Source organism: Methylovulum sp. (assembly GCF_028687615.1).
GTDB lineage: Bacteria > Pseudomonadota > Gammaproteobacteria > Methylococcales > Methylomonadaceae > Methylovulum.
On record NZ_JAQTZU010000039.1, the window covers coordinates 1 to 20,327 of the forward strand.

The following is a 20,327-nucleotide window of genomic DNA, read 5'->3' on the forward strand; positions in this document are numbered from 1 at the left end:
CCGCTTTACCTGGGTTTCTTTGAGTTTGTGCATAATGTCAGGCGGCGTGGGCGGGCATTATTGGGTTCGCTCTTGGATGCTTTGTTGCAACCAATGGCATGCCCTCAAAACCCACTATGAGCCTTTTTTGTTTAAGCCTATTATTGCAAATCTAATACTTTCAGGGGTTCTTTAGTAAAAAACGAAATAGGAGTACGTTCGTATGAGAACTTATATGGCAATTGTAGAGCGATGCCAAGATACGGGTTTTTATGTTGGCTTTATCCCTAGGTTTCAAGGGGCGCATACGCAAGCAGAAACCTTGGATGAGCTAAATCAGAATCTTCGGGAAGTTGTTGAAATGTTGCTTGAAGATGGTGAGCCAAGATTGGAAGCTGAATTTATCGGTACTCAAAATGTTGTTGTGGCTTAAGCATAGGTCACTTGCCTGTTCTTAAGCCTCGCGAAGTCGTTGCCTTGCTAGAAGTGTTGGGATTTATTGAAATTCGTCAGCGAGGTTCACACAAGCAGTTTCGCCACCCTAATGGCAGATGCACAACAGTACCATTTCATGCAGGGCGTGATGTGCCACCGATTTTGCTTCGGTAAATTGCCAAAGATACTGGGTTAACAATTGAGGAGCTTCTTAAAGTACGAGCTTAGGGAAGCAGCAATAACCAACATACCGCGTACAATGATGGCTTAATGTAATAACACTGAAACCCACAGATGAAAACAACAACCCTTGAACGAAACGGAATTTCTAAGGAAGTGGTGGCTTTGGTTTCACGCTTGGTTGGCTTGATCCCAGCCCTGGCAGGCGCTGTGCAATGGGCGATGCCACCTTGTCCTTGCTGGACGGAAAGCACCGTACCGCCGAAGATGTGTTGGGTTGGAACCGATCCGCCGTTGAGTGCGTGTTTTAAAAGTACGGCGGTGGTGAAAACTGAGGTTTTTTAGATCAAATTCATCTTGAAGCAAGGTGATTTCATCCAATTTTCCAATGTTACGTTCGGGCAACCCAGTTGATTGTGACCAATTTTTACTAAATCGAGACTTTTAAAACACGCACTGAACGACGGCGGCGACGTGTTGGCACAATGGCTGTTGTTGACTAACATGAAGGACGCGGACGCCGCCTGCCCTCTGGCACTACTGGCGTTTACCCGCAGGGCACAAGGGCAGATCGAGTGCTTTTTCAACCCGGTCAAATCGGCCGGCCACCAGCTCGAAGCCTGGCGGCAGGAATCCGCCCTGGCCGTCGCCAAACACCTGCTAGTCGTTAGTATGGCCTGTGTCACGGTCTGGGAAACCGCCGCCGATTTATGCCCTGTGGGTACACTAGCCCGGAAGCCACCGAATTCCGGGTGTTCCTGATCAGGCTCAGTGGCAGGCGAATGCGCCATAAGCAGGAGTCCACCAATCCCGCATTGCTGGCGGGTTTATGGGTTTTCCTGTCCATGTCCAAAATCATGGATGCCTACTCCCAAGTGGAGCTGGAGACTTTAAAAGCGACTGCACGGCAATTCTTGGGAAATGTTGTGTAGGTGTTGTGTAGATACTTATGCTATCAGGGGTATAAATGCGGGCAAGTGACACCGTCAGCCCAACGCAACTGCCGGATGGCGGCATAACAGCGGGTTTCACTGACTAACTGTTTGATGGTGATTGAGGTTTCCATCCGCCCATTTTACCAAAAGCCCTTAAAATACATATTGGGCCTTTATCTTTCCCATCAATTTTGCAAACCCACACCGCATTGCTCCAAGAGCAGCAATTCCTTTGGTTCATTGCTTCAAAAGCGGCGATTTTTCATCCGCATTGCCGCCAGTGCGGCATCAATAATAAAAATATACAAAATACAATTAACAAACAATAACTTATAAATGGCATAAGCTTTGCTTTGAAAGGTTTTGGGCGCAACGTGTTTGTCTTTCCCGGAATCCTCTTAGGGCAAACTCAACGGACGTCGCCGATATCTGAAAATATGTTAATTGGAGTTTCTAATGAATAAAGAATCGTTTCCTGCCAAAAATTACCAGCGTATAAATTTATGGCGATTGCAGAAGATGTCGTTATTGGCACTAGCGAGTACGGTATCGCCTGGGGTATTGGCCCTGAATACCGGAACTGATCTGAACCTGTCTTTAAAACCTATTGCTGGCGGTATGGCTGGTGCGGCTTATACCCGACCGCAAGAAGTTTCCGCCGCATTGTTTGGCAACCCGGCCACCTTGACCCAGTTTAAAGGCTTTAATTTTGGCTTGGGCGCGGCGGTTCTTGAACCTGTAGTCGATAATTATCAAAGCAACAACGGATTTACTAACCATTCCCCCAGCCTGGCGCAGAATTACATTGCGCCGGATGTTGCCCTCAGCGGAGAAGTCTTGCCCGGCCTTGTGGTGGGCGGCGGTGTCGCGCTTGATTCGGGCATAGGTGCGGATTACCGCACCCATCCTATCAATGGCGGGGCCGGGCTTGGACTGGGTGGCGCCGGTGCCGGTGGCGCGGCGACATTACCTTTGGTTTTGGAATTCCTGTCATTTAGCGCCAACGTGGGGGCGGCTTATGAAGTGACGCCAGATTTGTCATTAGGGGCGGCATTAACGGTAGGATTTGGTTTAGGTCAATTAGGAACTACCGGGAATACGAGCGGGCTAGGCGGTTTGTCGGGTGATTTTGGGGGGACTACGTCCAGCGTACATAATATTTCGCTCCGTGGTTCATTGGGTGCAACTTACCAGCTCACCGATGATGTGAAGCTAGGGGTTTCGGTCAAGTCCCCTTTGCAATACCACTACCATAACGTATTGTCGACTACAGTCGGCGGCGGTCAGGAATACCAAAGCGTAAAGCTCGATCAACCCTTGGAAGTCACCTGGGGCATAGCAGCCAATGCAACGCCTGACTTGCTATTGGAGGCGGATGTCGCTTGGAAAAACTGGTCGCAATCTTCACTGTACAAGGACATCTACGATGACCAGTTCCTGGCTATGCTAGGTGGCCAATATAGCCTTGGAAAATGGCAGCTCCGCTCAGGTTACAGTTATGCCTCGGAGATACTTCGCGATAATCCGAACGGCACTGTTGGCGGCTTTACAGGACTGGGGACGCTGCCGCTTGATACCAATGTCCCCGGGGTTCTTAATAGCAACGATTTGATTAAGGTCGTACAAACGACTTTAGGCCCGGTCGTCTGGGAGCATACCGCCACGGCAGGTCTGGGATATGCCTTTACACCCCGGTTCAGGCTGGATGCGTTTGCCGCCTATGCTTTTGAAGGCACAGCAAGCCGCAGCACACTGGCTTTGGGAGATTATCATGTCACCGGTAGCGAATGGGCCTTGGGTGCGGGCGCGAATTTCAAATTTTAACGGAGGGATGCCGGATAATCCGCGCTAGGATTATTCGGCAAATCCCGGCCCACCCGTTAAATCCGCAATAACCGTCTCGCGTTTTGATATAACACCCGATCCAACACCTCCTCGTGCAAACCGAGCTGTAGAAAGTCCTCTAGCGTTTGCCCCATCGCCCGGAACGGGTACGAGCTGCCAAACAGCAGTTGCCCCTTCATAAAACCGTTGGCCGCTTCCACATACAAGCTTCCGCCCGGCAGAAAAATATACATGTCCGGGACGACGTAAACGTTTTCATAGCGAAACGCGACGCCGATCATTTCGTTCACATACGGATAAAAACCGTGGTAGCAGACGATAGGCAATCCTGAAAAAGCCCTGGCCACCTTGCCGACGGCGACCGGATTGGCATATTCCAGGTTCGGCGTGGTCGGCCCTGACATTAAAAACACCGGCACACCCAGTTGTTTGCAGGCGTCATAAATCGGGTAGAGCAACGGATCATCGGCCTGAATGGGCGGCGCACCGAATCCGGGTTCTATGTTAATTCCCCTCAATCCCAGCGTGTCCACGGCCTTTTCAATTTCTTTGGCGATGGCATGGCTATCCAGCGCCTGCGGGTTTACCGAGGCGATGCCGATCAGCTCCGGGTGCGGCGCGGTAATGTCCCGGATGGTTTCATTAGGGATTTTGATGTCGGGCGTATCGCGGCCCACAACGACCGCATGGCGGATACCCACCTCGCGGATTTCCTCGATAAACCCATCCAGGGACTGCGAACGGACAAAGTGATCGTCCTGTTTGGAGCCCAAACGGCGGTTAAGCCATTTGGCGGTTTCATATTCTGGGGTTGCCGGCGTTGCGCCATAAAAATCATGTAGAAACGCAGGTCGGCTGCGCATATCAATTATCGGTCTGGACATCTTGTCAATTCTCGGCTTTGGCTAATGTATTGAAGCGATCTTCGCTTCGGCTGGTGTGCTAAACCACAGAAGCAGCAGATATTGTGCCAAATGACCAGGAGCGGCCTGAATCCTGGGTTTGCCAGATGCCTGCCCAACAACGATTGCCGCTACAGCGGCAATCGTTGTAATTCGCTGCTGCAACAACGGCATCCACATCAATAGAGCCGTCATTAATCACTTTAAAAACAATAAGTTGAAAGTTGGCATAGTCGATGCTAAAGCTTAAGTACAGTACCCGTGCCTTGCAGGCATTGGGATTTTTCAACCGTACAAAGGCAATCAACATGAGTACATTAAAAGTCGTGGTTGTTTCGGGCAATCTAGGGCTGCCGTCTAAGACGCTAGGACTGGCCGGGCAAATCGTCGAAGCAATCAAACAACAAGCTTACCAGCAAGCTTGTATTGAAGTCATAACCCACAGCTTGGCTGATTTGGGCCCGGTTTTCGGACTTGCCCGTCATCCGGGGGAGCTGAGCGATAGTGGCAAAGACGTGCTGGATTCTATCGGGTCGGCCGACATCCTGGTCGCGGTCACCCCGGTTTACAAGGGTTCCTACACCGGCCTATTCAAGCATGTGTTTGATTTTCTGGATGTGACGGCGCTGAACGAAGTGCCGGTGATTCTTGGCGCCACCGGCGGCGGGGAAAAGCATGCCCTGATTATCGAACATCAACTGCGGCCGCTGTTCGGCTTCTTCGGTGCGCAAACCGTCCCTTCCGGCATCTACGCCACCGAACAGAACTATGACGGCTCACGCTTTAGCGATGCCATCGTCAATGAACGCATCCATGCGGCAGCGCGCCAAGCCGTTGTGGCGGCGCTTATCCGCGCGGATCAAACCCAATCATGTGAAGTAGCTTAAGGAGAGTATCATGTCTGTACACGATTACGAAAAAATCCGTTCCGAAATTCGCGCCCTGGTTGACGAAGTCATCCGGCCTAATGCCGAACAAACCGACCAGGGCGTTTTCCCTCGGAAGAATCTTGAAGCCTTGGGCCGGGCGGGCTGGAATGGCGTGCTGATTCCGAAGGAATACGGCGGTCTGGGTCTGGGCCATGTCGCCTTTTCTATCGTGGCCGAAGAAATCGGCCGCGCCTGCGCCTCCACCGGCCTAGTTTATGTGATGCACACCGGCGCGGCGCAGACCATCAACTTATTCGGCAACCACGACCAAAAAGAACGTTGGTTGAAGCCGGCCCGCGACGGTTTGATCGGCACCTATTCGACCAGCGAAAAAGCCTCGGGTGGACACTGGTGGTTCAACTTCAGCGAAGCCAGTCGGGGCAACGACGATAACTATCTGCTCAATGCGGAAAAGTCATTCACCACCAGCGCCGGGCAAGCGGATTACTACATTTTTCAAACCCGTTCGCCGGGCGCCAAAGGCCCTACCGACATCAGTTTCTTCATCGTCGATTCCAAACTGGACGGCATCACGCATGGCATCTGGGAAGCGCTCGGGGTGCGCGGCAACCACAGCGGGCCGATCACTTACAAAGATGTGAATGTGAAAAGCATCGACCGCCTGGGCGACGAAGGCCAGGGCAAAGACATTGTTTACCACGGCGTATCACCGGTCTATCTGGTTGGTCTGGGCTCTGTTTGGCACGGTGTAGCCAGGGCGGCATTGGAAAAAGCTTCAGACCATCTGACCGGCACCATCCATCGCGATTTCAACCGCAAACTGTCCGACTACCAAGTGCTGCGCCAGCAATTGGGCGAGTCCAAGGTGTTGGTCGAAAGCCTGCGCCCCTGGCAGCACGAGCTGGCGCGGCAATTGGACCAATTGCAGGCCACCGGTCAGCCGCAAGGGCAAATCCTGCTACCGTTGACCGAATTCAAGGTGCATGCGGCGGAAGTCGCCAATATCTCGGCACGCAATGCCCTGGATGTCAGCGGCGGTTACGGTTACAAGAAAGGCCCTATCGAGCGCATCTTCCGTGATGCCCGTGCCGGCATCGGCATGGGGCCATCGAACAATATCGCCCGCGAATGGATTGGTAAAGCACTGGTGGGATTGCCGCTGGAGCTGTTCGAGACCGGCGGAGAATAGACTCCGAAAAGGACGTTCCGTTTTGTAAGTAGTTGGAACAATTCAATTTGACGAACCTATCGCAAAGCCATCCTTACTTAGATTTGGCAGCCTCAACATCAATGCTATGGAAATCCACATGTCACAGAAAGATTTGAAAGCCGCATTAGAAAACACCATTGCCGCCTTGCAAGAAAATCCGGCGGGCGCCCGTCTCGTTTTTAAGGCAAAGACCCGCTTGCTCGATGGCGTGCGTTGTGCTGCCGAAGTGCGGGATTTTCCGCCGCTGATCATTGACGAACCCCCTGAATTGGGTGGGGGTGACGCGGGTGTAAACCCCGTCGAACTGATCCTGGCCGCGCTCGGCACCTGTCAGGAAATCGTCTATGCAGCCTACGCCGCCGTATTGGACATCCCTTTGGAGGCGGTCGAGGTGAGCGCCAAGGGTCACCTGGATCTCAACGGCCTCTTCGGCTTGAAAGAGGTTCCCTCCGGTTTCCAGAAAATCAGCTTTGAAACCACAGTGAAAAGCCCGGCGGCCCAGGAAACTATCGAAAAGCTGGTCGCGGTCGTGGAAGCGCACTGCCCCGTGCTCGATACCTTGACCCGTCCAGTCGAGGTGGCCGGTACGGTCACGCTCAATGGAGCACCGCTTAACTTCCCCGCACGCCATGCCGCATAAGGAAAAATCAAATGAGCCAATCACATCAAAGCAACAACCCAATCAAGTTTGCCTATTGGGTACCCAACGTCAGTGGCGGCCTGCTGATCAGTAAAATCGAGCAACGCACCAGTTGGGATATTGACTATAACCGCAAGCTTGCGCAAATTGCCGAGCAAAGCGGCTTTGACTACGCCCTCAGCCAGATCCGTTTCACCGCGGGTTACGGTGCGGAATATCAGCACGAATCGGTCTCTTTCTCCCATGCCTTGTTGGCGGCGACCCAAAAACTACGGGTGATCGCGGCTATTTTGCCGGGGCCTTGGCATCCGGCGGTCGTCGCCAAGCAAATTGCCACTATTGACCACCTGACGGGGGGCCGCATCGCCGTCAACATCGTCAGTGGTTGGTTTAAAACAGAGTTTACCGCTATCGGTGAGCCGTGGCTGGAGCATGACGAACGCTATCGTCGTTCAGAAGAATTCATCCGCGTGCTGAAAGGCATTTGGACCCGGGACGATTTCAGCTTTTCCGGCGATTTCTACCGTTTCCACAATTTCACATTAAAGCCTAAGCCTTTACAACAACCGCATCCGGAAATATTTCAGGGCGGTAGCTCCCGGGCGGCGCGAGACATGGCGGCCCGGGTCTCGGATTGGTACTTCACTAACGGCAATACGCTGGAGGGCATCAAGGCGCAAGTTGACGATATTCGCGGCAAGGCGGCCAAGGAAGGCCATACGGTCAAGATCGGCGTCAATGCTTTCGTGATCGCCCGGAACACCGAAGCGGAAGCCCAGGCGGTGTTGAATGAAATTATTGACAAAGCCGACACCAAAGCTGTCGATGCTTTTGGACATGAGGCCAAGCAAGCAGGAAAAGCATCTCCTGAAGGTGACGGTAATTGGGCCAAGTCCACATTCGAGGACTTGGTGCAATATAACGACGGCTTCAAGACCAATCTGATCGGCACGCCCGAACAAATCGCCGGGCGTATTGTGGCGTTAAAAGCGGTGGGTGTTGACTTGATTCTGACGGGTTTTTTACATTTCCAGGAAGAAGTCGACTATTTCGGGAAGCATGTTTTGCCCTTGGTACGCGAACTGGAATCAAAGCAAACTGACAAAGTGGCGGCATAATGGGCGTGGTTAATCCTATCAAACAGGCTCAATTAAAGGCCCAATCGTTGTTCGACAAGGCCGAACAATTAGCGGCGGAGTTTGCGGTCACCGCAGTGGAACGGGATAAACGTGGCGGCACGGCCAAAAATGAACGCGACAGCCTGCGTAAAAGCGGCCTATTAAACCTCATCATTCCGGTTGAATATGGTGGGCACGGCCTGGATTGGCACGATACGCTACAGATTGTGCGTATTATTTCCAGGACTGATAGTTCGGTAGGACATTTGTTTGGTTTCCAGCATTTGTTGTTGGCGACAATCCGGCTGTTCGGGGACCAATGGCCGCATTATTACCGTGAAACAGTCAAAAATAACTGGTTTTGGGGAAACACCCTCAATCCTCTCGATACTCGCGCCAAAATCAGCGCTGACGGCAAAGACTGGTTGCTGCATGGCACCAAAAGCTTTTGTTCCGGCGCCACGGATTCCGATCACTTGATCGTATCGGCCTTATCGGAGACTGACGGCAAATTAGTCATAGCAGCCATTCCAAGTAATCGCACAGGCATCCAGATCCATTCGGATTGGGACAATATGGGACAACGCCAGACCGACAGCGGTACGGTGGATTTTCATGGGGTGCGGATCTATGACCATGAAATTTTACGTGAGCCTGGCCCTTTAGGTAGTGTGTTTGCCACCTTGCGTCCGCTGCTTGCACAACTGATTCTAACCAATATTTACTTAGGCATAGGCGAAGGCGCTTTGGCGGAAGCGATAGGTTATACCCGCAGCCAGTCGCGGGCTTGGTTCTTGTCCGGCGTGGAAAGTGCAACCCGCGACCCTTATGTGCTCAAAAAGTACGGTGAATTTTGGGTTGACCTGAATGCGGCCGCACTGGCGGCCGATCATGCCGCCCGTTTACTGGACGCCGCCTGGCGTCAGGAAGATGCGCTCACCGAGGCGGAGCGCGGCAGTGTCGCTGTTGCGAGCGCGACGGCCAAAGTCTTGGCCACCCGGGCCGGGTTAGACGTTACGCAACGCTTGTTTGAAGTCACCGGCGCACGGGCCACCAGCGCCAAAGGAGGTTTTGACCGCTATTGGCGCAATCTGAGAACCCATTCGCTGCATGATCCGGTGGATTATAAGCTGCTTGATCTTGGCGAATGGGTTTTGAATGCCAAGTCACCCGCGCCGAGTTTTTACTCCTAAGGACTCTATGATGAATTACGACACAATAGAAACAGCGCTGGAAGCCATCCGCAATGGCGGCTTCGTGGTGGTGGCTGATGATGCCGGCCGGGAAAACGAAGGCGATTTAATCATCGCGGCCGAAAAAATCACGCCCGAACGCATGGCCTTTCTGGTACGGCATAGCAGCGGCGTCGTTTGCGTCGCCTTGCCGGGCGAGCGCGTCGATGCGCTGCATCTGGAGCCGATGGTCGCGAACAACACCGATGCCCACGGCACGGCATTTACGGTTTCGGTGGACTTGAACAAAGGCACCAGCACCGGCATTTCTGCAGCAGACCGCAGCGCCACCATCCGGGCCTTGGCGAATCCTGCCTGCACCGCCGACAATTTTGCCCGCCCAGGCCATGTGTTCCCCTTACGGGCCAGGCGACATGGGGTTTTAGTGCGGCCTGGCCACACTGAAGCGGCCAGCGATTTGGCGCGCTTGGCCGGACTGTATCCGACTGGCGTGTTGTGCGAAATCGTGAATGACGATGGCAGCATGGCCCGTGGCGAGGCATTGCAGGCATTTGCTAAAAAACATAACTTGCCGTTTATCAGTATTGCCGATCTTATCGCTTACCGCCGCCGTAATGAATTATTGGTCGAGCACGTCTCAGAAGCACGGATACCCACAGCTATAGGGGTTTTCACCGCCCATGTTTACCGTTCAGTGCTAGACGGTTCGGAGCATTTGGCATTGGTCAAAGGCCAAGTGGCGGGACAACAAAATGTTTTGGTGCGGGTCCACTCCGAATGTTTAACGGGTGATGTGCTTGATTCTCTGCGTTGTGATTGCGGCAATCAACTCAAAATGGCGTTGGCAAAAATCGAACAGGCGGGCAGCGGGGTTTTGGTTTACTTGCGCGGGCATGAAGGCCGCGGCATCGGTTTGGCGCACAAGCTGCGTGCCTATGAATTGCAGGATCAAGGCCGGGATACCGTACAAGCCAATTTGGACTTGGGTTTGCCTATCGATTCCCGCTGCTATGATGTAGGCACCCAAATCCTGACCGATTTGGGCGTAACGACGCTACGATTGATGAGCAACAACCCGGCTAAGTTCACCGAGTTGGCCGGATACCGGTTGAAAATTGTCGAGCGTGTACCGCTAGAACCCGTCCCCAATCGGGAGAATATCTCCTATTTACGGACTAAATCTGAAAAACTAGGGCATTTGCTCAATCTGGACAATCTTCCTTGGGAAGCTCTAAGTGCTGAATGAGACTGGCGGGCACACTAATACTGAATTTGGAGACAATAAAGTGAATGTTTTCTGGTTTTTACCGACACATGGTGACGGTCGTTACCTGGGCTCGGCTCAAGGTGCACGCGAAGTGAGTTTGCACTATTTGCGCCAAATAGCCCAGGCTGTGGATGCTTTGGGTTATGGCGGGGTCCTGATTCCTACCGGTGTTACCTGCGAGGATCCTTGGGTCGTCGCCGCCTCGTTGATTGAAGCCACCGAGAATCTACGGTTTTTGGTGGCAGTCCGGCCCGGCTTGACCTCACCCACGGTGGCGGCGCGCATGGCGGCTACCCTGGACCGCTTTTCCGGCGGGCGGTTATTGGTCAATGTCGTTGCCGGCGGGGATCCGGTTGAGCTGGCTGGCGACGGCTTGTTCCTGGCGCATGATGAGCGTTATGCCTTGACCGCCGAGTTTTTGACCGTCTGGCAGCGCTTATTGGCGGGCGAAACCGTCAGTTTTGCCGGCAAGCATATCCGGGTCGATAACGCGAAACTGGCCTTTCCGCCCGCACAGACGCCCAGCCTGCCGTTATATTTTGGTGGCTCATCGCCTGCCGCCCATCATCTGGCCGCCCAGTATATCGACCACTATCTGAGCTGGGGCGAGCCAGTGCCGGCCGTGGCGCAAAAAATCGCCGATCTTGAAGCACGATCCAAGCTGACCGGCCGGGTTGTGCGTTACGGCCTGCGCATACACATCATCGTTCGGGAAACCGAAGCCGAAGCGTGGGCGGCGGCCAATGCGCTGATCCGTCATGTCGGCGATGACGCGATTGCCGCCGCGCAGCACGCTTACGCCCGCTCGGATTCCGAGGGGCAGCGGCGGATGAACAGCCTGCACCGAGGCTCCCGGCAAAACCTCGAAATCGCCCCCAATTTATGGGCCGGTGTCGGTTTAGTCCGGGGCGGCGCAGGGACTGCATTGGTCGGCGACCCGCAAACGGTCGCCAAACGTTTGCAGGAATATGCCGATCTCGGCATCGAAACTTTTGTGCTCTCCGGTTACCCGCACCTGGAAGAAGCTTACCGCGTGGCCGAATTGCTGTTCCCGTTGTTGCCGGTCGCAAACGCTGCCAAAAAGACACGCGCCAAACCGGTGTTCCATTTAAGCCCCGTGGGCGACACCGGAAAAGTCGAGTTGCAAGCCAAGGCCGGATGAGCAAAGGCGGCGCCGAGACTGGCGATGCCGTCGTTTGCCCCCCAGCCTGTCATCAAAACCGAAAACCAGACCTTTTACAGATTCCATCAACCTCGCCAACCCTAAAGCCTATGAAACTAGAAACAATAGCCATACACGGTGGCTACAGCCCCGATCCAAGCACCAAAGCCGTGGCCGTGCCCATTTATCAGACCACGTCTTACGCCTTTGACGATACCCGGCATGGCGCCGATCTATTTGACCTGAAAGTGGCCGGCAATATCTATACCCGCATCATGAACCCGACCACCGACGTACTGGAAAAACGTGTGGCCGAATTGGAAGGCGGGTTGGCAGGGCTGGCGCTGGCCTCCGGCATGGCCGCGATTACCTACGCGATCATGACCATCGCCGAAGCGGGTGACAACATCGTTTCCGCCGCCACGCTGTACGGCGGCACCTATAACCTCTTCGCCCACACCCTGCCGCAATACGGCATCAACGTGCGTTTTGCCGATTATCGCGATCCGAATGCGTTCGAGGCATTGGTTGACGACAAAACCAAAGCTATTTTCTGCGAATCGGTCGGCAACCCATTGGGCAATATTACCGATTTTGAACGGTTGGCCGAGATCGCCCATCGCCACGGCGTGCCGCTAATTGTCGATAACACCGTGCCATCGCCGTATTTGTGCCGACCGGTCGAACACGGCGCCGATATTGTCGTGCATTCGCTCACCAAATATCTGGGCGGTCACGGCAACAGCATCGGCGGGGTGATTGTTGATAGCGGCAAATTCCCCTGGGCTGAACATAAAGGGCGTTTCCGTCGTCTCAACGAACCGGATGTTTCCTATCACGGCGTGGTGTATACCGAAGCGCTGGGGCCTGCCGCTTATATCGGCCGGGCACGGGTGGTGCCGTTGCGCAATACCGGCGCGGCCATTTCGCCATTCAATTCGTTTTTGATCTTGCAAGGCATTGAAACCCTGGCGTTGCGCATGGATAGAATCTGCGGGAACACCGTCAAAGTCGCGCAATATCTGCAAAGCCACAGTAAAGTTGCTTGGGTGAATTACGCAGGATTGGATGACCATGAAGACAAAGCGCTGGTCGACAAATACATGGACGGACGCGCCTCCGGCATCCTCACCTTTGGCTTGAAAGAGGGCCGCAAGGCCGGTGAGCACTTTCAGGATGCCTTAAAACTGTTCACTCGGCTGGTCAATATCGGCGACGCCAAATCGCTGGCTTGTCATCCGGCCTCCACCACACATCGGCAATTGTCGCCTGAGGAGTTGGTTAAGGCGGGAGTCACCGAAGATATGGTGCGTTTATCTATCGGGATAGAACACATCGACGATATTGTCGCGGATCTGGAACAGGCGCTCGAGGCGGCTTGACACCAGAACATTGGCGTGCGCTAGACGAATTCCCGTTGTTGGGGCCTGGACATGCCTATCCGGAAACCGCGCATTTTTGCGAAACCCGACGGCCCATATAATTATCACATTTAAGCATAACTATATTAATTTTAATCACTTTATAAGTTTTTCCAACATGTTATCTTGACAGTCAACGTAACTTCAAAGGACATGTTTTTACTTATGCGTTTACTTGCTTTTCCTAATCCATCTGAGATGGCCCTTTCAATTCGAGCATCAGCCCTCGTTTTCGAAGATCCAAAATCCAAAGAGCTACTTGACAGAATCAAACGTATTGCCCCTAGTGAGTTGAATGCCCTTATCATCGGCGAAACGGGTACCGGGAAAGAACTGGCCGCCCGTCACCTTCATGAACTTAGCGCAAAACGCAACGGGCCATTTTTAGCGGTTAATTGCTGTGCCTTATCGGAAACATTGATTGAGAGTGAGTTGTTTGGTCATGAAAAAGGGGCTTTTACCGGCGCGATGACGGCCAAACAGGGTTGGTTTGAAGCTGCTTCGGGCGGTACGCTTTTTCTGGATGAAATTGGTGATTTACCCCAGTCGATGCAAGTGAAATTATTGCGGGTGTTGCAGGAACGGGAGGTGGTGCGGGTCGGTTCCCACAAGGCTATACCTATAGATGTGCGATTGATTGCAGCAACCAACGTCAAATTGGAAGAAGCGGTCATGGCCGGTCGGTTTCGTGAGGATTTGTACTACCGCCTGAATGTAGCTGCATTGAATTTATTGCCATTGCGGCAACGTACCGGGGATATTTTGCCCTTGGCCGAACATTTTCTAAAAGTGTATGGCCAGCGATTTGGTTGTCCTGAAGCCACGATTGCCCCTGCCGCAAAACAAATTCTGTTAGCGCATACTTGGCCAGGTAACATTCGTGAATTGGAAAATGTTATCCATCACGCCTTATTGGTAACGCGTGATCTTATCATTAAGCCAACGGATTTAAATTTCTCTCAATTGCCAGGTTTTCCTAAATCGGCAGACTCTGATGCTGGAGATTTTGAGAAATTAGTTAGTGCATTTCAGGCTTTATGCGAACAAGAGTATCCTGATTTATATGCCCGTGCCGAACAGGCTTTGTTACAAGTCGCTTATAAGCATACCTACCGAAACCAATTGGCGACAGCCAGATTGCTTGGGCTGAGCCGACATGTGGTTCGGGCCAGATTGATCCAGCACCATATCTTGACAGCAGGGGAGCCGGAAACTGACAAATCTCATCCTGTATTACCGCAGGGAGTAAGTGGGCCCCCCATTCTTGTGCGTGACTTTTTTCCAAAGGATAATGACTACAAGGAGCCTTTTTTAGCCGAAGCATCGCAAGAATGCTGGGGCTTTTGATTTGCTGGTGGTACTGATAGGTTCGGAAGTAATGTTTGATCCGATCCATTGGGTTTGTTTATATGGGTAATCCACCGGGTCTCAACTTGGCCGGGCGCGAGGATTCGTTCGTAAATTGGGGTAGTGGCCTGCAACACGCATCCCGCTTACAATCATGCCGTTTTAACCGCGCTATTTAGTCCAAAACCGAAGGCTTCCGCCCCTGCTTCACGCCGCGTTTCTTAGCCGCCTTCAATCCAGCTTTAGGTGCGCCCAACATTAAATCCCGCTCGAATCCCGCCAGTGCCGCCAGCATGTGGCCTGGCAGCCCCCCGCATTTTTCAGGGCGGCAAGCCGCTGGACAGCTTTGCAGGGACGTTTTGACTTTACGGCATGAGCCTTTACTTCTGTGCCCGTTGCGGAGTATCGTATCCCGGATCGGAAGAAATTGTGGCGGAATCTGGGGGCGGGGCGAGGTTGAATTCAACGCTTAATCGTTGGATCGCTTGGCATTCTCTGGCTGATTGCTGAGGCCGCAATGAAAAATAATCAGCCGGCAACGGGTTTTCAAAAGGCCGATGAAAGCTATACGATGCGTGGCCAGCAAATTGAGTCACTTTAACCGGAGAGTGTGATGGGCAGCTTCTATACGATAAAAATAAAAAATGAAAGTTTTCTTAACCAGAATTTTGTTATCTTCCAACAACCCGCGATTTATGTCGGCGGAGGGCAAGTGTATGTCAATGCCGTTTTTGATGGCAGCTTAAGGCCGTTCTATTCCGATGGAGGCTTGTTAATATTTCAATGCCTTCAACACTGTTACGCCGGCGCCCAGGCGGCGGTGCCATCATTGCAACCGGGACAAAGCGCGGGTTATATGACAGCCGGGCAAGCACTAGATATTACGTTGCAATCCGGTGTCTCCAATAATTCCACTAACCTCAATTTGTCGATCAATCCCTTGGGGTTGGACAGCCCCACTCATGCAGAGGGCGTTCGTGAGGGCGCTTATCGTATCGTAACGCCCTCATTCGACCCGATAAGCTCGCCAATTAACGTGGGCCCAGCCATTAAGCATCCCGTGAGTGATTCGTACATCCTTTCCAGCTTTATCCAGGCCCCGCCCTTAAGCAACATTGATTGCCAACCGATTGCGAAATTTTATATCACCGCCGACAATGGCTACCAAGCGGGACAACTGATTAACCCCGAGTGGCTCGAAAATCTTTTGGCATCTGCGGCGATTTGTGACGCAACGCAGGGTTCCGACACATTTGACGTGACCTATAACCCAGATGGTTCATGGACGGTTTTGTACGATAGGAGCGCACCTTCGGGCGGGGGTGGTTTATAGGGCGGCGAGGAGGGTGCGGCCTCAATTTAAAGCAGCCGCACCAGAAGGGATGCCAAAGAGGTTTAGTTTTTGCCAAAACTGTGTCCCTCTGTGAGCGGCCCAAACTTTCCAGCCGTTAAAAATTTTTATCAAAATCAAATTTATACCAACGGACAATAGTTTCTGTTGCCGCAAGTACATATGACATATTTTTTACCTATTTATCAAACACTTGAGTTATAAATAATGGCAGACATGGTGTACCCAACGTTACGAGACTGTGAAAGTATCCAAAAGCCAACGAGCCTGTAAAGCGATTGTTAGCGCCATTTTCTAAAAAACGCACTGAATGTTGGCAAGCTGTCAAGTCCCGCCAGATCATAAACCTTTTGACCGATGACGTTGCCCTGATCGTCTTTTTCATCGACTGTCTTTGCTTGAAAGCCGTATTGGGTGCGGTGCGCTTCATCGACAACGACGATGATATTCCGGCGGGCTGATAACTCCTCATAGACATTGCCTTCATCGGGTTGAAACTTCTGGATCGTGGAAAACACCACGCCGCCAGAGCCGACTTTTAACAGCTCTTTGAGCTGTTGCCTGTCATCCGCCTGTTTGGGTTCTTGCCGGAGCAGTTGCGCGGTCGCGGCAAAAGTATCAAACAATTGATCGTCGAGATCGTTGCGGTCGGTAATCACCAACACCGTCGGGTTATCCAAGGCCAGCACGATCTTACCGGTATAAAACACCATCGACAGCGATTTGCCGCTACCTTGGGTATGCCAGACCACACCGGCTTTTTTGTCGCCTCTCGGTTGCTGTTTGACACCCGGCAAACCGTAACTGGCCGGACTTTCGGCAATCACAGAAGCCGATGTATAACCCGCCGCCCGAATCGTTGACTCGATGGCTGCATTGACCGCGTAATACTGATGATAAGCGGCAAGCTTTTTAACCGTGCTGATGCTGATAACGCCGGTCGTGGGGTCTTCTTTCTTAGATTTCTCAAACACCACGAAATGCCGGATTAAATCAAGCAACGTGGCTTTGTTTAACATGCCGTTAATCAAGGTTTCAAGCTGGCTGACCAGATGCGAGGCTTCGGTTTTGCCATCGGCTGACTTCCAAGTCAAGCGGCTAAAGCCAGCCGATAAAGAACCCGCCTTGGCTTCAAGTCCATCAGAAATCACTAAAATCGCGTTCGTGGTAAACAGGCTTGGAATCGTATGCTTGTAAGTATCTATTTGCCTGTAGGCGGATTTGATCGTGGCGTTTTCATCGGCGGGATTTTTAAGTTCAATGACCACCAATGGCAGGCCATTGATGAACAGGATAATATCAGGGCGCTTGTTCCGGTTGTTTCCCCCATTCGGGGATGAATCAATCACCGTGAATTGGTTAGCGACGACAAATTCGTTATTTTCCGGCTTGGCAAAATCAATCAGCCAGACCAGATCACCGCGATCTTGACCATCCTTTTGATAACTGACCTTCACGCCTTCGGTCATCAGTCGATGAAAGGTTTCGTTGTTGGCGAGCAATTCCGGCGAATGGATGCGTTCAACGTCTTTCACCGCTTCTTGCAGGGCATGGCGTGGCACAGATGGATTGATGCGCTGCACGGCTGACCAAAGCCGGTTTTTCAGGATCACTTCATCATAGTGGCTACGCTCTGGATTTTCTCCATCAGGAGCAATGTCAGGGGCGTAAATGTAGCTATAGCCAAGCCGTTCAAACAGCTTGATGGCGAAATCTTCTAGCGCGCTTTCTGTGAGTTTGCTCATCCATTGGCCCCGTTGATCAAATTGATGATGACCTTAACAATGGTATCCTTTTCCTCCGGTTTGCTTTCGGCGATCAGTAAGGTAAAAGCGACCAGGGCGTTATCGGCAATGCGTTTTTCGCCTTCCGCGTTGTACAAATATTTGTGACGCTCTAAAAACCAGACAAAAATCGCAGCCGCTATGCGTTTATTGCCGTCGCTGAAGGAATGGTTTTTAACGATGAAATACAACAGATTGGCGGCTTTTTCCTCGATGCTGGGATACAATTCTTCCCCGCCGAACGTCTGGTAAATGGTCGCCAGCGAGCTTTTAAATGAATCGTCTTTCTCATTACCAAACAATTCGGTTAAGCGCTCCAGTTGCCGCCAAAGATGGATTTGTGCAATAGCTTCCTTGTATGTGATTTTGGCTTGCTCAACCCGGCGCAAACCTTGTATCGGCAGGCACTGATGATCGTAATCATCCAGCACAGCCAAGGCATAGCTGTATTTTTCCAAAATCGCCAATATGCCTTGCGACTCGCTGAGCGTTAAATTTTTGTTGTGAGCCAATCGGGAAGACAAGGCAATCGCCTGTTTCAAATCGGCTAATTTTTCTTGGCTGGCGCGCAGTTTTTGTTCGTTCAGGGCATAGCCTTGAATCAGGTATTGTTTAAGGATGCTATTGGCCCAGATGCGGAATTGCGTACCGTGCTGTGACTTAACCCGATAGCCGACTGAAATAATCACGTCAAGGTTGTAAAGTTTAACCGGTTTATCAGAGCCGGCAATGTGCAAATTTTGCACATTGCTTTTTTCATCCAATTCGCCTTCTTTGAACACATTACGAATATGTTTAGTAATGACCGAACGTTCACGCCCAAATAATTCTCCCATTTGCTCTTGTCGTAGCCAGACGGTTTCCTGTTGCAAACAAACCTCGATTTGGATTTGACCGCCTGCGGTTTGGTAAATGGCAATTTGGCTTTGCGCTTCGGTCATAACGCCACCCGCACTTCACCGCTCATGAGTTTGGGTAACAGGGTGTCGCGGAGTTTTTCAAGTGTGCGTATTTGTTTGGATATTGCTATTTTCTTGTCCAATATAGGATTCATTTTTTCGGACATGGCTTCAATCTCTTCAGATGAGGGAACTAGAACCATTGCCGCATCGAGGTCGCCTCGCTTGATATGCCCCATTGTTGTTGCATGGCTTGATGAAATTGAGATGAACTCAGCAAGATGATGTTTGCACCACATAAGATAAAACCATTTTGGGAACTCGTCTGAAGTTAGCTTGAATAGATGCTGGTTCAATATACACCGCTCGCCGTCCCAAACCTTGACCATCAACGATGCTGACCATGCAAAAATCACATCGCCAGCTTCTGCAATATATTCAGGCTTTACATTGCTTGTCGCCCAGTCCGAAGATTCAGATATGCCGTTGCTCAATTCTTTTATCTTTAAGACTGGGAGTTTTTCAAGGTCATTCTCTGGAGGGTATTTTTGGCAAGCCAGTCCATTCAAGAAATTGGCGATACTACTTAGCGACTTTTCCTTCCAATTTTCTTGAGCTTCTTCAATAAACCATTGCCGAAACAGCGTTTCAACCATGGCTTCGAGGGTAAGCTCCTGTCGGTGCAACAAGTCGATTTTATCGTCAAGGCTGGACAGGGCCGGCGGCGATGGCTTTTTGCTCCTCAAAAGGAGGAAGGTCAATTTCTATGCTTTTGATCTCTTGAAAATTTATGTTTGGTTGCGCTGATTGCCCAGACATATTATTGATAAAATCAATAACAGTGCTTTGCCTCAAAAAATAATTAACAAACCTTGGTTGCGCTTTTAATTTATTAAGCCTAATTATTGCAAGCGCTTGATTGGTATTGGCGGGAAGCATGTTTTCCTCCACCATCCCAGTCTTACCCAAAAAAACGCCTGCCATTGAGAACAAAATGTCGTCAGTTTTCAGCTGAGATCGTTTGAATTTTTCATGTACATCTTTGCTTATATATACAAATTTTGACCGGTCTATTCTGCCATCGTAACTGACTGCATCTGATTTTATACTTGTATAGTTCCGTGCGATCATATACCCATCCGTAGCTGGCCGTTGTTTCGGGCAAAAGCGTATTTACAAGAACATTATCAAATTGCTAAACAGGAAACAAGCGCATGGGCCACCACATCCATTCCCAAGCAAGGACAACGCCCGTCATCCGCCAAGAAATCAAGGATTCGGCACTGTCAGACCGGAAACTGGCCGGGCGGTACAACATTAGCCGTAGCACGGCGAGGAAATGGCAACAGCGCGAGGACACCGAAGACCGTTCACATCGCGCCCATACCTTAAACACCACCCTAACGGAGCTGGAAGACGACTGCATGGATGCCACCACAAGGGGGGTCTATGGACAGGCAACGCCCCTCAAGGGGGTCTATGGACAGAGCGGTTGCCGGGGCGATTGTGGCCGGTTTGCGTGAAACCTTGTATCTGCCTCTGGATGACTTGCTTTATGTCACTAAAACATACATCAACCCGGACGCGTCGCGTTCCGGCTTGGCGCGTCGCCTAAAGCGCCTACTGTTGGTGCCTTAAGCGTCATACCCTCTGGGGCACAAGTGGCATCTCCAAGCTGAAAGACGTCCTGCCGCCCGTGGAAGACGACGACTGCATGGATGCAGGAGGTAGGGCAACGCAGGGAGCGGTTGCCGAGGCCGCACAGCCGC

Annotated in this window: 24 protein-coding genes; 16 read left to right on the forward strand and 8 right to left on the reverse strand. The window is 51.8% G+C overall.

Annotated elements, in window-relative coordinates; genetic code table 11:
- Positions 1–202: 202 nt before the first annotated feature.
- The 4 genes from PHH59_RS15690 (at position 203) to PHH59_RS15700 (ending at position 1,526) form a co-directional block, all read left to right on the forward strand.
- A complete protein-coding gene (locus PHH59_RS15690) occupies positions 203–412 on the forward strand; it encodes a type II toxin-antitoxin system HicB family antitoxin (RefSeq protein WP_300018374.1) in 210 nt (69 codons plus the stop codon).
- A gap of 11 nt (positions 413–423) precedes the next feature.
- Entirely contained in the window at positions 424–588 is a 165-nt protein-coding gene (locus PHH59_RS16980; protein ID WP_366145466.1) for a type II toxin-antitoxin system HicA family toxin, read from the forward strand.
- Between the two features lie 480 nt (positions 589–1,068).
- A complete protein-coding gene (locus PHH59_RS15695) occupies positions 1,069–1,356 on the forward strand; it encodes a hypothetical protein (RefSeq protein WP_300018377.1) in 288 nt (95 codons plus the stop codon).
- 20 nt (positions 1,357–1,376) lie between these two features.
- Entirely contained in the window at positions 1,377–1,526 is a 150-nt protein-coding gene (locus PHH59_RS15700) for a hypothetical protein (protein WP_300018380.1), read from the forward strand.
- Between the two features lie 23 nt (positions 1,527–1,549).
- Here PHH59_RS15700 and PHH59_RS15705 read toward each other — a convergent pair whose 3' ends face one another.
- Positions 1,550–1,660, reverse strand: coding sequence for a transposase (locus PHH59_RS15705; RefSeq protein ID WP_300018383.1), 111 nt, complete (start codon positions 1,658–1,660; stop codon positions 1,550–1,552).
- 325 nt (positions 1,661–1,985) lie between these two features.
- Between PHH59_RS15705 and PHH59_RS15710 the strand changes: the two genes are divergently transcribed.
- Positions 1,986–3,353: an outer membrane protein transport protein gene (locus tag PHH59_RS15710; RefSeq protein ID WP_300018386.1), complete on the forward strand. Its 1,368-nt coding sequence runs from the start codon at positions 1,986–1,988 to the stop codon at positions 3,351–3,353.
- Between the two features lie 56 nt (positions 3,354–3,409).
- On the opposite strand, the gene PHH59_RS15715 is transcribed toward PHH59_RS15710, so the two are convergent.
- Both PHH59_RS15715 and PHH59_RS15720 read right to left on the reverse strand, forming a co-directional pair.
- Positions 3,410–4,258, reverse strand: coding sequence for an amidohydrolase family protein (locus tag PHH59_RS15715; RefSeq protein WP_300018389.1), 849 nt, complete (start codon positions 4,256–4,258; stop codon positions 3,410–3,412).
- A gap of 58 nt (positions 4,259–4,316) precedes the next feature.
- Positions 4,317–4,586 (reverse strand): hypothetical protein, encoded by a 270-nt coding sequence (locus tag PHH59_RS15720; RefSeq protein ID WP_300018392.1) that lies wholly within the window; start codon positions 4,584–4,586, stop codon positions 4,317–4,319.
- Here PHH59_RS15720 and PHH59_RS15725 point away from each other — a divergent pair.
- The 9 genes from PHH59_RS15725 to PHH59_RS15765 all read left to right on the forward strand — a co-directional run bounded on the left by PHH59_RS15725 (position 4,585) and on the right by PHH59_RS15765 (position 14,524).
- Positions 4,585–5,163, forward strand: coding sequence for an NAD(P)H-dependent oxidoreductase (locus PHH59_RS15725; RefSeq protein ID WP_300018395.1), 579 nt, complete (start codon positions 4,585–4,587; stop codon positions 5,161–5,163). The genes PHH59_RS15720 and PHH59_RS15725 overlap by 2 nt on opposite strands.
- A gap of 10 nt (positions 5,164–5,173) precedes the next feature.
- A complete protein-coding gene (locus tag PHH59_RS15730) occupies positions 5,174–6,355 on the forward strand; it encodes an acyl-CoA dehydrogenase family protein (RefSeq protein ID WP_300018398.1) in 1,182 nt (393 codons plus the stop codon).
- A gap of 118 nt (positions 6,356–6,473) precedes the next feature.
- Complete coding sequence (locus PHH59_RS15735; protein ID WP_300018401.1) at positions 6,474–7,016, forward strand: OsmC family protein; 543 nt, start codon at positions 6,474–6,476, stop codon at positions 7,014–7,016.
- Positions 7,017–7,027: 11 nt separating this feature from the next.
- The gene (gene sfnG / locus PHH59_RS15740; RefSeq protein ID WP_300018404.1) at positions 7,028–8,134 is read left to right on the forward strand and encodes a dimethylsulfone monooxygenase SfnG; all 1,107 of its coding nucleotides are present in this window, start codon (positions 7,028–7,030) and stop codon (positions 8,132–8,134) included.
- Positions 8,134–9,327: an acyl-CoA dehydrogenase family protein gene (locus tag PHH59_RS15745; RefSeq protein ID WP_300018407.1), complete on the forward strand. Its 1,194-nt coding sequence runs from the start codon at positions 8,134–8,136 to the stop codon at positions 9,325–9,327. Before sfnG ends, PHH59_RS15745 begins: the two co-directional genes overlap by 1 nt.
- Positions 9,328–9,337: 10 nt before the next feature.
- Positions 9,338–10,573, forward strand: a complete 1,236-nt coding sequence (locus PHH59_RS15750; RefSeq protein WP_300018410.1) for a bifunctional 3,4-dihydroxy-2-butanone-4-phosphate synthase/GTP cyclohydrolase II — start codon at positions 9,338–9,340, stop codon at positions 10,571–10,573.
- Positions 10,574–10,613: 40 nt separating this feature from the next.
- The gene (ssuD, locus tag PHH59_RS15755) at positions 10,614–11,756 is read left to right on the forward strand and encodes an FMNH2-dependent alkanesulfonate monooxygenase (protein ID WP_366145467.1); all 1,143 of its coding nucleotides are present in this window, start codon (positions 10,614–10,616) and stop codon (positions 11,754–11,756) included.
- 110 nt (positions 11,757–11,866) lie between these two features.
- Positions 11,867–13,138: an aminotransferase class I/II-fold pyridoxal phosphate-dependent enzyme gene (locus PHH59_RS15760; RefSeq protein ID WP_300018418.1), complete on the forward strand. Its 1,272-nt coding sequence runs from the start codon at positions 11,867–11,869 to the stop codon at positions 13,136–13,138.
- Positions 13,139–13,303: 165 nt separating this feature from the next.
- Complete coding sequence (locus tag PHH59_RS15765) at positions 13,304–14,524, forward strand: sigma-54 dependent transcriptional regulator (RefSeq protein ID WP_300018421.1); 1,221 nt, start codon at positions 13,304–13,306, stop codon at positions 14,522–14,524.
- Between the two features lie 175 nt (positions 14,525–14,699).
- Here the strand turns inward: PHH59_RS15765 and PHH59_RS15770 are convergent, their stop codons facing one another.
- A complete protein-coding gene (locus PHH59_RS15770; RefSeq protein WP_300018425.1) occupies positions 14,700–14,990 on the reverse strand; it encodes a hypothetical protein in 291 nt (96 codons plus the stop codon).
- 147 nt (positions 14,991–15,137) lie between these two features.
- Between PHH59_RS15770 and PHH59_RS15775 the strand changes: the two genes are divergently transcribed.
- The gene (locus tag PHH59_RS15775) at positions 15,138–15,857 is read left to right on the forward strand and encodes a hypothetical protein (RefSeq protein WP_300018428.1); all 720 of its coding nucleotides are present in this window, start codon (positions 15,138–15,140) and stop codon (positions 15,855–15,857) included.
- Between the two features lie 299 nt (positions 15,858–16,156).
- On the opposite strand, the gene PHH59_RS15780 is transcribed toward PHH59_RS15775, so the two are convergent.
- The 4 genes from PHH59_RS15780 to PHH59_RS15795 are packed head-to-tail and all read right to left on the reverse strand — an operon-like array spanning position 16,157 to position 19,689.
- Entirely contained in the window at positions 16,157–17,620 is a 1,464-nt protein-coding gene (locus PHH59_RS15780) for a type I restriction endonuclease (protein ID WP_300018431.1), read from the reverse strand.
- Positions 17,617–18,600: a virulence protein RhuM/Fic/DOC family protein gene (locus PHH59_RS15785; RefSeq protein ID WP_300018434.1), complete on the reverse strand. Its 984-nt coding sequence runs from the start codon at positions 18,598–18,600 to the stop codon at positions 17,617–17,619. Before PHH59_RS15785 ends, PHH59_RS15780 begins: the two co-directional genes overlap by 4 nt.
- The gene (locus PHH59_RS15790; RefSeq protein WP_300018437.1) at positions 18,597–19,319 is read right to left on the reverse strand and encodes a restriction endonuclease subunit S; all 723 of its coding nucleotides are present in this window, start codon (positions 19,317–19,319) and stop codon (positions 18,597–18,599) included. Before PHH59_RS15790 ends, PHH59_RS15785 begins: the two co-directional genes overlap by 4 nt.
- Positions 19,261–19,689 (reverse strand): restriction endonuclease subunit S, encoded by a 429-nt coding sequence (locus PHH59_RS15795; RefSeq protein WP_300018440.1) that lies wholly within the window; start codon positions 19,687–19,689, stop codon positions 19,261–19,263. The genes PHH59_RS15790 and PHH59_RS15795 overlap by 59 nt, the downstream gene beginning before the upstream one ends.
- A gap of 83 nt (positions 19,690–19,772) precedes the next feature.
- Here PHH59_RS15795 and PHH59_RS15800 point away from each other — a divergent pair, with 83 nt between their 5' ends.
- Positions 19,773–20,081: a hypothetical protein gene (locus PHH59_RS15800; protein WP_300018443.1), complete on the forward strand. Its 309-nt coding sequence runs from the start codon at positions 19,773–19,775 to the stop codon at positions 20,079–20,081.
- The last annotated feature ends 246 nt before the right edge of the window (positions 20,082–20,327 follow it).